The sequence below is a fragment of the Pseudomonas sp. P20 genome, from assembly GCF_016463925.1.
Classification (GTDB): domain Bacteria; phylum Pseudomonadota; class Gammaproteobacteria; order Pseudomonadales; family Pseudomonadaceae; genus Pseudomonas; species Pseudomonas aeruginosa.
The window spans coordinates 40,972-52,521 of sequence record NZ_JAEMVM010000063.1 but is presented as its reverse complement, the minus strand read 5'-3'; the positions used below and the strand labels follow the sequence as shown (position 1 = coordinate 52,521).

Here is an 11,550-nt window from a genome sequence, read left to right as displayed (position 1 = left end):
ATTGAACTCAAGTGTCATTTTCCCCGGCAGCGGTTTTTCGCACGAATCGTTCCGCCAATAATGCGCCCACCTTCTTCCAGTACGCCGCGCCGCGGCCGGCCTCACGAGCGAGATCGCCATCATGCTGTTCAGCCCCTATGCCCTTGGCCACCTGACCCTCCCCAATCGCATCGTCATGCCGCCGATGACCCGTTCCCGCGCCGCCAGTGGCGAAGTCGCCACCGCGCTGATGGCCGAGTACTACAGCCAGCGCGCCGGCGCCGGCCTGATCGTTTCCGAAGGCACCCAGATCAGCCGGCAGGGCCAGGGCTACGCCTGGACGCCGGGCATCCACAGCGCCGAGCAGGTCGCCGGCTGGCGCCAGGTCACCGACGCGGTGCACGCCGCCGGCGGGCGCATCTTCGCCCAGCTCTGGCACGTCGGCAGGGTCTCGCACACCTCGCTGCAACCGGGCAACGCCGCCCCGGTGTCCTCCTCGGCGCTGGTGGCCGAAGGCGTGAAGGTCTTCGTCGATCCCCAGGGCCGCGGAGCGCAGGCCGGCGGCGGCGAGATGGTCCAGCACTCGGCGCCGCGCGCACTGGCCGTGGAGGAAATCCGGGAGATCGTCGCCGACTATGCCCAGGCCGCACGCAACGCCCTCGACGCCGGCTTCGACGGGGTCGAACTGCACGGCGCCAACGGCTACCTGATCAACCAGTTCATTGACTCCCAGGCCAATGCGCGCAACGACCAATACGGCGGCTCGCTGGAGAACCGCCTGCGCTTCCTCCGCGAGGTCGCCGAGGCGGTCACCGCGGTGGTCGGCAGGGAGCGCATCGGCGTGCGCCTGGCGCCGCTAACCACCCTGCAGGGCGCGGTCGACGACACCCCGCAAGCCACCTACCTGGCCGCGGCGCGGCTACTGGACGAGATCGGCGTGGCCTACATCCACATCGCCGAGGCCGACTGGGAAGACGCCCCGGCCATGCCGGCGGCGTTCAAGGAAGCGTTGCGCATCGTCTACCGTGGCAGCCTGATCTACTCCGGCATGTACACCAAGGCGCGCGCCGAGGAAGCCCTGGCCAGGGGCTGGGCCGACCTGGTCGGCTTCGGCCGGCCGTTCATCGCCAACCCTGACCTGCCCTACCGCCTGGAGCACGACCTGGCGCTGGCCGACGGCGACCGCTCGACCTACTTCGGTGGCGGCGCCGCCGGCTACACCGACTACCCGAGCCTGCCGCAGGCGGCCGGTTGAACCCCCTAGCCGACCGGACCGCGAGCGCGCGGCCGGTTGGCGAAACATGCCGCCACAACCTCGCCTTTGGTCGACTAGAACCCACGGCTGGCGGGACCTAGACTCAATTCGCCAGATATTCATTATTAATAGGCCTGATTTCCTGGACAGGGGGGACCACCGATAGCATCGAGGAACATTTCGAGGAATCCGCCATGAGCAAGTCCCTGATCGTCTCCCTGGCCGCCAGCCTGGTCGTCCTGACCGGTTGCGCCAACCCGCCGCGCAGCGTCGAACGCCCCTACAGCGACGCCGAAATCAAGTCCTACGCCCTCGACAGCCTGGAACGCAGCGACCTCTCGCCGAAGCGCCTCGACCAGTACCGCAGCGTGCTCGGCACGCCGCACCGGCAGACCCTCTAGCGCCTTCAGACGGGGCGCCGCCAGACGCTCGCCAGCCAGGGCTGCTGCTCGCGCGGCAGGCCCGGCGGCCGGTAGTAGTGCTCCAGCTCGACGAAACCGGCTTCCTCCAGCAGGCGTTTCCAGGCCGGGTAATCGTGGTAGGCACCGTAGCGTTGGCCATTCCAGCCCTCGCGGTTGTCGCCGCGCGGGTTGGAGCTGAACAGCACGCCGCCCGGCCGCAGCGCTTCGAAGAGTTCGCCGAGCACCCGCGGCAAGGCGCTGCCGGGCACATGGAACAGGCTGGCGTTGGCGAAGATGCCGTCGAAGTGCCCGGCCGGCAGTCGCAGCGCCAGGAAATTCTGTTGCCATACCTCGCAACCGCTGTCGGCCCTGGCCATCTCGACGAAGCGCGGCGTGCCTTCGAGTCCCACCGGCTGGTGGCCGAGGCGGCGGAAGGTGGCCAGGTCGCGCCCGGGACCGCAGCCGAAATCGAGGATCCGGTACGGCGGCGACCCGTCGATATGGCGCAGCAGCGCCTCGACGTTCTGGCTCACGTCATGGCCGCGGGTGCCCTCGCGGAAGCCTTCGGCGTTGCGCTGGTAGTCGGCCAGGGTGGTGGCGGTGATCGCGTCGAAATCCTCGGTGCTCATGTCTGCTCGCAGTGGCGGGGTTCCGCCCAGTCTAGCGCCGGCACGGGTTTCGCCTAAGGTTTTGTAATAGTTTCCCGCTGTGGCGAGGGCCCGCGACACAGTAGGATCGACTTCCCTTTGACTCTCAATGGCCATCATGACCACCCTTTCGGAGCCCCCCAGTCGTCCTTCCGGACAACCCTCCCCGCTTCGCCTTCGCCACCTGCGTCCGCCCCTCGACGCCGAATCCCTCGCCTCGTCCCCCTCCGTCACCGCCGGCTGCCGCAGCCGCGCCGTGCAGCGTCGCGCCAGCGCGACGGCCAGCCGGACCGGGAGGTAAGCGCACATGGAATGGATAGCTGACCCGACTGCCTGGCTCGGCCTGGCGACCCTGATCGTGCTGGAGATCGTCCTCGGCATCGACAACCTGGTGTTCATCGCGATCCTCGCCGACAAGCTGCCGCCGCACCTGCGCGACCGCGCCCGGGTCCTCGGCCTGTCGCTGGCGCTGCTGATGCGCCTGGGCCTGCTGGCGAGCATCTCGTGGATGGTGACCCTCACCGAGCCGCTGTTCGAGGTATTCGGCAAGAGCTTCTCCGGCCGCGACCTGATCATGCTGTTCGGTGGCGTGTTCCTGCTGTTCAAGGCCACCATGGAGCTGCACGAACGCCTCGAAGGCCATGTCGCCCAGCACGCCGGCAACAAGACCTACGCGCTGTTCTGGCCGATCGTCGCGCAGATCGTGGTGCTCGACGCGGTGTTCTCGCTCGACGCGGTGATCACCGCGGTGGGCATGGTCGAGCACCTGGAAGTGATGATGATCGCGGTGATCGTCTCCATCGGCCTGATGATCGTCGCCAGCAAGCCGCTGACCCACTTCGTCAATCGTCACCCGACGGTGATCATGCTGTGCCTGGGCTTCCTGATGATGATCGGCTTCAGCCTGACCGCCGAGGGCCTGGGCTTCCATATCCCGAAAGGCTACCTGTACGCGGCCATCGGCTTCTCGATCCTCATCGAGGTGTTCAACCAGGTCGCCCGCAAGCGCCGCAAGAAGAGCCTGCAGGGCCACCGCCCGCTGCGCGCGCGTACCGCCCATGCGGTGCTGCGCCTGCTCGGCGGCCAGCGCCTGGAGGCCGACGAGGTCGGCGAGGAAGTCGCCGACCTGTTCGAGGAGGGCGACGACCAGGTGGTCTTCGACCGCCGCGAGCGGGTGATGATCAGCGGCGTGCTGCAATTGGCCGAGAAGCCCATCCGCAGCCTGATGACGGTACGCGCCGAGGTCGACTGCATCGACCTCGACAGCGGCCGCGAGGCGATCCGCGCGGCGCTGCTCGAATCGTCCTACTCGCGCCTGCCGCTGGTGCGCGACGGGCGCGTCGAGGAGCCGCTGGGCTACGTGCACAAGAAGGAACTGCTCAAGGAGCTGCTCGCCGGCGCCCAGCCGGACCTGGAAAGCCTGGCCCGCCAGCCGCTCAACCTGTTGCAGGACTGCTCGATCCTCAACGCCCTGGAGCAGATGCGCGAGGCCTCGACCCACGTGGCCTTCGTGGTCAACGAGTTCGGCGAGTTCATCGGCCTGCTGACCCTGACCGACATTCTCGAATCCATCGCCGGCGAGCTGCCCGACGCCAGTGAGATCGACGGTCCGGACGTGGTCGAGGAGAACGACGGCTATCTGGTCAGCGGTGCCATGAACCTCAGCCAGGTGCGTCGACGCGTGGGGTTCGACGCGCGCGCCACGGAGGACTACCAGACCCTCGCCGGGCTAGTGATGAGCCTGCTCGACCGCCTGCCGGTGATCGGCGACCGCCTGCAGTGGCAGGACTGGGAACTGCGGGTGGTGGAAGTGGAAGAACGCCGGGTGACCCGGGTCCTGCTGCGCAGGGGCTGAGCGAAGCGGCGGCCGCCGATCCGGCCGCCGTCCTCCCCGGCGCAGCGGCAGACCGCTACAGGCGGCGCTGCCAGACCTGCGCCTGCTCGTCCTTCACCACCTCGACGAAAGCTTCCGGCAACAGGGTGCGGAACGGGCCTTCGTCAGCCTCGGCCAGCTCGACCATCCGCGCGATCATTTCCTCCGGATCGTACTGCTCGAAGGGAAAGCGCACGCCGCTGTGGTCGGTGAAGTGGCGCTGCGGGTCGTACCAGCGTTTCCAGGTTTCCATCATGCGATCGTTGAAGCCGGTCTGGTACGGGCCGGGATTGATGGTGCCAACCTGGATGCCGAACGGCTTCAGTTCGGCATGCAGGGCCTCGGCGAAGGACTCCAGGGCATGCTTGGAGGCGCAGTAGGGGCCGGTATAGGGTCCGGTGATCAGGCCGGCGATGGACGACACGAAGAGCACCTTGCCGCCACGCTTCTGCTCGACCATGCGCCGGACGAAACCCTGGGTCAGTTCCAGGTTGGCGAACACGTTGGTCTCGAACAGCGCGCGCACCAGTTCCAGCGGGATCTCCGCGCTGGCCCCGGCCTCGGCGCTGCCGGCGTTGTTCAGCAGCACGTCGATATCCCATTCCCAGGCGCGTTCGCGATCGGCGGCGACGGTGATGTCGAGGGTTTCCACCCGCAGCGGAACGCCACGCCGCCCGGCCTCTTCGCGCAGGTCGGCGGCCTGCCCGGCGCCGCGCACGCCGGCGATCGTCCGATGGCCGCGGGCGGCCAGGCGCAACGCCACTTCCCGACCGAAGCCGCTGCCGGCCCCGGTCACCAGGATTCGCTTCTGTTTCATCTCGATTACCTCTGGATTGTTGCCATGGCCACGGCGGCCTCGGCGATGGATTGGTCCTGGGCCGCGCTGGCGCCGGAGACGCCGACGCCACCCAGGCAGGAACCGCCGGCATCGCCCAGCGGCATGCCGCCGGCGAAGCAGGCCAGCCCGCCGTTGCTCTGCTCGATGCTCCACAACGGCTGGCCCGGCCCGGCGAGTCGGCCCAGCTCGCCGCTGGGCAGGCGGAACAGCGCGGCGCTGCGCGCCTTGCGCTGGGCCAGGTCGATGGCACCGGGAACGCTGTCGTCCATCCGTACGAACGCCAGCAGGTTGGCATGGGCGTCGACCACCGCGACGCAGACCGCCAGGCGCTGCCGCTGCGCTTCGGCAATGGCCGCCGCGATGCAGCGTTGGGCATGTTGCAGAGACAGGTGGGTAGACATGGCCGGCGTCCTCATCGAGTGCTTGCGGGCCAGTCTAGAAAGGTCGAAGCTTTAACAGAACCGGCCTTCTCCTACGTAGACTTTCAAGTTTTTCTAACAATGAATCGACGCGATCCCCTCGCCGGCCTGCATGTCTTCAGGCAGGTCGCCGACACCGGCAGCTTCACCCGCGCCGCCGCCCTGCTCGGGGTGACGCCGGCAGCGGTGAGCCAGGCGATCAACCAACTGGAAGCCGAGCTGCGTCTCAAGCTGTTCCACCGCACCACCCGCGGGGTCAGCCTGAGCGAGGCCGGGCAGCGCTACCACGAACAGACCGAACAGCCCTACCGCGACCTGGTGCGCGCCCGCGAAGCGCTCGGCGAAAGCCTCGCGGAACCCTCCGGGCAGCTGCGCATCAGCGCCCTGCACCTGGCGAAGAACCTGGTGATCGCACCGATGCTCAACGAGTTCGTGCGACGCTACCCGAAGGTACAACTGGAGATCCGCTACGAGGACCAGTTGGTGGATATCGTCAGGGAACGACTGGATGCCGGCATCCGCCTGGCCGACGCCCTGCAGCCGGGCATGGTCGGGGTGCAACTGACAGCGCCGCTGGCGTGCCTGCTGGTGGCCACTCCGGCCTACCTCGCCGAGTACGGTACGCCGGCCAGCGTCGCCGACCTCGATGGGCATGCCGCCGTGCGCTTCCGTTTCCCGCGCAGCGGCCGCCTGCACAAGTGGCGCTTGCAGGAAGACGGGCGGGAACTGGAAGTGGACCTGCCGGCACGCTTCGTCAGCACCGACACCGAGGCGATCATCGAGGCGGCCCGCGCCGGCGCAGGGATCGCCCAGGCATTCATCCGCGAGCGGGTCGCCGCGGACCTCGCCGCCGGGCGCCTGGTGGAAGTGCTGCCTGGCAGTTGCCTGCCGCTGCCGCCGATGTGGCTGTATTACCTGAACCGCCGCCACGTACCGGCCAAGCTGCGCGCCTTCATCGAACTGCTACGCGAGTGGCGGCAGCCGGCCTGAACCTCAGCGGCCCTTGCCGGCCGGCCCCGGCCGGCTCAGCAGGAGGTCGTCCGGTCCGTCGATCTCGATGAAGCGACCGCTTTCCAGCGCCTCCTCCAGCGGCGTGCCGGCGAGCACGTCGGCCTTGCGCAGGGCGCTGGAGAAACGCAGGTCGGCGCTGGCCTCGACCTTCGCCAACGGCACTTGGTAGGTCTTGAACGCACCGTAGCGGAAGCCTTCGCTGGGCATCATCCCTTCCTGCCCCAGCAGGTAGGCGGACACTCCCAGTTCGCCGCTGTCGGCGTCGATCATCGCCACCACCTTCCAGAACTCCAGCGGCACCTGCACGCCCTGGTAGAGCGGATCGTCGTCGCGGAACACCGGGCCGGTGAACACCGAGATGCGGAAGCCCTCGCTCCTGGCGTTCTGCAGCACGTAGTCCTCCAGCGACAGCCAGCTGCGCTGGTTGAGCTGCGCCACCTGGGGCACCGCGTTGGTGTAGACGAAGGTGTCGTCCTCAGCCTGCCGGGCGACGGCATCGCTGTCGCCCCAGCCGGGATCCTCGCGACGCACCATGTGGCCCTTGTCGAACGAAGCCGGGCCGTAGAAGTCCTTGTGTCCGACCTGCGCGGCCGCCTCGATGCGCGGGTCGAAGCCCCAGGAATCCTTGCGCTTGAGCGAACGCTTGAGCGCGCCGTCGATATTCACCGCGGTGAGGATCGGCAAGCGCCGGCTGGCGCTCATCACCACCGAGAAATGCAGATAGTCCAGGCGCGTGCCCTTGCCCACCGGCAGCACCTGGTGGCTCTTGCCCGGCTTGGGCAAGGCCGCCTTCGGCCCGAGGAAGGCCTCGTCGAAACCCTTGCGCTCGGCCAGGTCGGTGACGCTGCGCTGCTTTTCCTGGAAGCGCGGCACGCCGCGCTTCAGCTCCGCCCCGGCCACCGGCACCCAGGCGCGACGCGCCAGCAGGCTGCGGATCACGCTGGCCTTCACCGCATAGTTGGTCTTGCGGAACTGGCCGCCGAAGTGCAGGCCGACCACCTCGCCGCCGTCGATCGAAAGCACCGCCGAGCCGGAATTGCCGCCCAGGGTCGAGCAGTCGTGGGTCAGGTACCAGGCGTCATGGGGCAATCCCACGACTTCGCCGGGAGCGAAGCGCTTGACGTCGTAGATGTTGCCGAAGATATCTTCCATCGCCCCGGCGTCGTTGCGGCTGTCGCGCGCCGGATAGCCGACCACCGCCACCGCCTGGCGCGGCTCGGCATCCTGGCGCGCGAGGACCAGCGGCGGCGGCAGCAGGTCGCCCTTCACTACCTGGAGGATCGCCATGTCCGGCGCCTCGGAGACGTCCGGGGCGATCCACAGGACCCGCGCGATCACATGCTCGTCGCTTTCCGGCTGGCGGTATTCCTCGCGGAAGTCCACGCGGGTGCGCACCTGCTTGCCGGCCTGGTTGAGACGGAAGCGGAACAGGCTGCCCTGGCGCTCGGCGAACAGGCTGGCGACATGCCGGTTGGTGACGATCAGGTCGTCCTCGATGCGCCAGCCGGTACCGCACCAGTCCATGCTGTCGTGGTCGATCAGTTCCAGCCGACCGACCGAGCGGATCGGCGTGGCCAGCGCGGCGCGATGCTTCTTCAGGCGCTGCTCCAGGCCGGCCAGCGGCGCTTCGTCGAAGATACCGTTCTTCACCAGCAGCACCGGCCGGCTCTTGAGCAGGACGATCGCCTCGCTGAAGCGCCGCGAGTCGAAGAACGAGGCGTCGGATTCCGGCGACACGCTCTTGCCCAGGTGGTCGGCGATCTGCTCGCGGCTGGCGTTGTACGCCGGCACGTTGCTCCACTCACCGCGGGCGGCGAGGTGGGCGAGTTCCTCGCGGGTGCCCTTTTCCTTCAGTACCGAGCAGACCCGCAGTTCTTCCGGCGTGGCCCGCCGGGGGTTGCGCTTGCGCATGGCCATGTCCCTCGCTGGGCGGATATCCCAGGCAGGAGTCTAGCCGAGGGACATGACAGGGCCATGTCCCGCTGGCGCACCGCCGCGCAGCTCAACCGGCGAACAGCCGGTAGGCCGGGTTGTGGGTTTCCTCCCAGTACGGATAGCCGATGGCTTGCAACGCCGCCTCCAGCTCGCCGCGCTCCTCGTCCGGCACCTGCAATCCGGCCAGCACCCGACCGTCGGCGGCGCCGTGGTTGCGGTAGTGGAACAGGCTGATGTTCCAGCGCGAGCCGAGCTTGTCGAGGAAGTTCAGCAAGGCCCCGGGGCGTTCGGGAAACTCGAAGCGGAACAGCCGCTCGCGGCGCACCTCGGTACCGTGGCCGCCGACCATGTGGCGGATGTGCAGCTTGGCCATCTCGTTGTCGGTCAGGTCGAGTACCGGGAAGCCCTGCTCGCGCAGGCCGGCGAGCAGGTCGGCGCGGCTGTCGATGAGCGGATGGGTCTGCACGCCGACGAACAGGTGGGCCTGGCGGTCGCTGTGGTAGCGGTAGTTGAACTCGGTGATCTGGCGCCGGCCCAGCGCCGCGCAGAAGGCCTTGAAGCTGCCCGGCCGCTCGGCCACGGTGACGGCGATGATCGCTTCGCGCTGTTCGCCCAGTTCGGCGCGCTCGGCAACGTGGCGCAGGCGGTCGAAGTTGATGTTGGCACCGGAGTCGATGGCCACCAGGGTCTGCCCCTCGGTGCGTTCGCGGGCCACGTACTTCTTGATCCCCGCTACGGCCAGGGCGCCGGCCGGCTCGGTGATCGAACGGGTGTCGTCGTAGATGTCCTTGATCGCCGCGCAGATTTCGTCGCTGCCGACGGTGATCACCTCGTCGACGTGGTCCTTGCAGACCTCGAAGTTGCAAGCGCCGATCTGCGCCACCGCCACCCCGTCGGCAAACAGCCCGACCTGGCCCAGCACCACCCGCTCGCCGGCGGCCAGCGCTGCCTGCAGGCAGTTGGAATCCTCCGGCTCGACGCCGATCACGCGGATATCCGGACGCAGGTGCTTGACGTAGGCGGCGATCCCGGCGATCAGGCTGCCGCCGCCGACCGGCACGAAGATCGCGTCGAGGCGGCCGCTGTGCTGGCGGAGGATCTCCATCGCCACCGTGCCCTGTCCGGCGATCACGTCCGGATCGTCGTAGGGCGGGACGAAGGTCATGCCTTCGCGCTCGGCCAGTTGCAGGGCATGGGCCAGCGCATCGGGGAAAGCGTCGCCGTGCAGCAACGCCTCGCCGCCGCGCGCCAGCACGCCCTTGACCTTGAGCTCGGGAGTGGTGCGCGGCATCACGATCACCGCCCGCACGCCCAGGCGCTGCGCCGCCAGGGCCAGGCCCTGGGCATGGTTGCCGGCGGAGGCGGTGATCACCCCGCGGGCCTTCTGCTCGTCGCTCAGGCGCGCGACACGAGTGTAGGCGCCGCGGATCTTGAAGGAGAACACCGGCTGCAGGTCCTCGCGCTTGAGCAGCACCCGGTTGCCCAGGCGCTGGGACAACTGCGGCGCGACCTGCAAGGGGGTTTCCACGGCGACGTCGTACACCGGCGCGGCCAGGATGCTTTCCACGTAGCCGGCCAGCAGGGGTTTGCTTGCGCTGAGGGTCGAGGTGCTCATCGGCTGGCCTCCGCGCTCGCCGCCACCGAGGCCAGCAGGTCGGTGCCGTAGGAGTTGTCCACCGCGCAGCGCCACTGGCCATCGGCCTCCTGGCGGAACACGTAGGTGGCCCGACGTTGCAGGCGTCCGGCCTTCGACTCGATCACCGCCTCGGCCATGACCAGCGCCGTATCTCCCGCCTCGATCACCCGCAGGTCGTGCTGGCGCACTCGCAGGCTGTGCTCGAAGTGCCGGGCGATGGCGTCGAACGCCTGGCGGATCTGCGCCTTGCCGCAGGCGTTGAGGCCCGGCTTGACCACCAGGGTGGCGTCGTCGCAGTAGAAATCCATCAGGGCATCGAACTGCCCGGCATTGATCAGGGCGTCGGCCCGGCCAACGAGGTTCTGGAGGGTCTGGTGCTGCATGCTGTTCTCCCGGTTCGGTGGTTTTGGCCCAGGAGACAGAACGAAGAACCCGCCTCGAGGGCGGGTTCGGAGTGGACGCTGGCTAACCCGCCATAGCTGGAATGGCGGTAATAATGCTGCGGCGGGTAAGCAGGGTCGCGAAGGTCATGGGTATCGAAACTACGGCGCAGGCCCGTTGGCTGTCAAGCGGTCCGGCCGCGCCGGCAGGAAAAAGCCCCTGCCGCGATGGCAGGGGCTTGCCGTTTTGGCCGAACACCGCCGGAGGTCAGCGGGTCAGCAGCACCTTCTGCGGCTGCGAGCCGCTCACGGTGACCAGCTTGGTGACGGTGCCGCCCTCGGTGATGGTCTTGCCATCGCTCTGGGCGCTCCAAGTCAGCTCGCTGGAAATGTAGTAGGTGCCGTTGGGGATGTGGTCGAAGTCGAAGCGACCGTTCTGGTCGGTGGTCGCCTCGCGCACGTAGGTGGCGCGTCGCGGGTCGAGCACCGGCGGTTGCACGTCGGGATCGCGCTTGGCGGCATCGAGGTTGCCGAACTTCGCGTAGTAGGCCTTCATGTAGCTGGTCGCAGGCTCCAGGGTGACCTTGGTGTTGGTCCCCTTCTGGATCGCACCCGACGCACTGGTCAGGTACAGGTCGCCGTTGATCACGCCCTCGCCCACCTGCTGGGTCGCCGCGTATTCATGCTCCGGGAAATCCGGCAGGTCGTTGGGGTTGGAGGCGCAGGCCGCCAGGGCCGCGGTCATGGCCAGGAGGCCGAGGTTCTTCTTGATCGAAAGCATGGGCAATTCCTTTTTTCAAGCGAAGGTAACGAGTCCGTTGTGCGGCACCGACCGCGTGCTCAGGAGCGACGCCCGAGCAGGAAGCCGGCGAGCAGGCCCACCGCGGTGGTGATGGCCACGGTCTGCCAGGGATTGGCGCCGATATAGCTTTCCGTCGCATCCACCGCGTGGCGGCTGCGTTCGGCCACGGCGCTACCGCCCTTGCCGAGGGCATCGTTGGCCTTCTCCAGCAGCGCGCCGATCCGCGCACGGGCGCTATCGGCCTTGTCGCCGGCGAAGGCGGCGCTGTCGGCGAGCATGCTGTTGGCTTCGGAGAGCAGTTCCTGCAGCTCGCTGTAGCTCTGGTGCTGGATCTGCTCGAGGTTGTCTTTCACTGCGTTCTTGCGTGCCATCGA

General features: G+C 68.2%; 12 protein-coding genes. 4 read left to right on the top strand and 8 right to left on the bottom strand.

Features of this window, described 5'->3' with window-relative positions; translation table 11 throughout:
- The first annotated feature begins 121 nt into the window (after positions 1–121).
- Together JHD77_RS31085 and JHD77_RS31080 are read left to right on the top strand one after the other, a co-directional pair.
- Positions 122–1,234 (top strand): alkene reductase, encoded by a 1,113-nt coding sequence (locus tag JHD77_RS31085; RefSeq protein ID WP_003109249.1) that lies wholly within the window; start codon positions 122–124, stop codon positions 1,232–1,234.
- Positions 1,235–1,428: 194 nt separating this feature from the next.
- A complete protein-coding gene (locus JHD77_RS31080; RefSeq protein ID WP_003082754.1) occupies positions 1,429–1,635 on the top strand; it encodes a hypothetical protein in 207 nt (68 codons plus the stop codon).
- Between the two features lie 5 nt (positions 1,636–1,640).
- Here the strand turns inward: JHD77_RS31080 and JHD77_RS31075 are convergent, their stop codons facing one another.
- A complete protein-coding gene (locus JHD77_RS31075) occupies positions 1,641–2,264 on the bottom strand; it encodes a class I SAM-dependent DNA methyltransferase (RefSeq protein ID WP_003449511.1) in 624 nt (207 codons plus the stop codon).
- 325 nt (positions 2,265–2,589) lie between these two features.
- On the opposite strand from JHD77_RS31075, the gene JHD77_RS31070 reads away from it, so the two are divergent.
- Positions 2,590–4,137 (top strand): TerC family protein, encoded by a 1,548-nt coding sequence (locus JHD77_RS31070; protein WP_191519240.1) that lies wholly within the window; start codon positions 2,590–2,592, stop codon positions 4,135–4,137.
- A 55-nt stretch (positions 4,138–4,192) separates the two neighbouring features.
- On the opposite strand, the gene JHD77_RS31065 is transcribed toward JHD77_RS31070, so the two are convergent.
- Both JHD77_RS31065 and JHD77_RS31060 read right to left on the bottom strand, forming a co-directional pair.
- The gene (locus JHD77_RS31065) at positions 4,193–4,972 is read right to left on the bottom strand and encodes an SDR family oxidoreductase (protein ID WP_017148860.1); all 780 of its coding nucleotides are present in this window, start codon (positions 4,970–4,972) and stop codon (positions 4,193–4,195) included.
- Between the two features lie 5 nt (positions 4,973–4,977).
- Positions 4,978–5,409, bottom strand: a complete 432-nt coding sequence (locus JHD77_RS31060) for a GlcG/HbpS family heme-binding protein (protein ID WP_003082743.1) — start codon at positions 5,407–5,409, stop codon at positions 4,978–4,980.
- Positions 5,410–5,493: 84 nt separating this feature from the next.
- Here JHD77_RS31060 and JHD77_RS31055 point away from each other — a divergent pair, with 84 nt between their 5' ends.
- Positions 5,494–6,402: a LysR family transcriptional regulator gene (locus JHD77_RS31055; RefSeq protein ID WP_003123074.1), complete on the top strand. Its 909-nt coding sequence runs from the start codon at positions 5,494–5,496 to the stop codon at positions 6,400–6,402.
- A gap of 3 nt (positions 6,403–6,405) precedes the next feature.
- On the opposite strand, the gene JHD77_RS31050 is transcribed toward JHD77_RS31055, so the two are convergent.
- From JHD77_RS31050 to JHD77_RS31030, 5 genes are all read right to left on the bottom strand, one after another.
- Positions 6,406–8,334, bottom strand: a complete 1,929-nt coding sequence (locus tag JHD77_RS31050) for a DNA/RNA non-specific endonuclease (protein ID WP_031756150.1) — start codon at positions 8,332–8,334, stop codon at positions 6,406–6,408.
- 91 nt (positions 8,335–8,425) lie between these two features.
- Positions 8,426–9,973 (bottom strand): threonine ammonia-lyase, biosynthetic, encoded by a 1,548-nt coding sequence (ilvA, locus tag JHD77_RS31045; RefSeq protein WP_071557671.1) that lies wholly within the window; start codon positions 9,971–9,973, stop codon positions 8,426–8,428.
- Positions 9,970–10,377 (bottom strand): YybH family protein, encoded by a 408-nt coding sequence (locus tag JHD77_RS31040; protein ID WP_003082737.1) that lies wholly within the window; start codon positions 10,375–10,377, stop codon positions 9,970–9,972. The genes ilvA and JHD77_RS31040 overlap by 4 nt, the downstream gene beginning before the upstream one ends.
- Positions 10,378–10,642: 265 nt before the next feature.
- Positions 10,643–11,155, bottom strand: a complete 513-nt coding sequence (locus tag JHD77_RS31035) for a hypothetical protein (RefSeq protein ID WP_003123080.1) — start codon at positions 11,153–11,155, stop codon at positions 10,643–10,645.
- A 59-nt stretch (positions 11,156–11,214) separates the two neighbouring features.
- A complete protein-coding gene (locus tag JHD77_RS31030) occupies positions 11,215–11,547 on the bottom strand; it encodes a DUF883 family protein (protein ID WP_003082731.1) in 333 nt (110 codons plus the stop codon).
- Positions 11,548–11,550 lie beyond the last annotated feature (3 nt).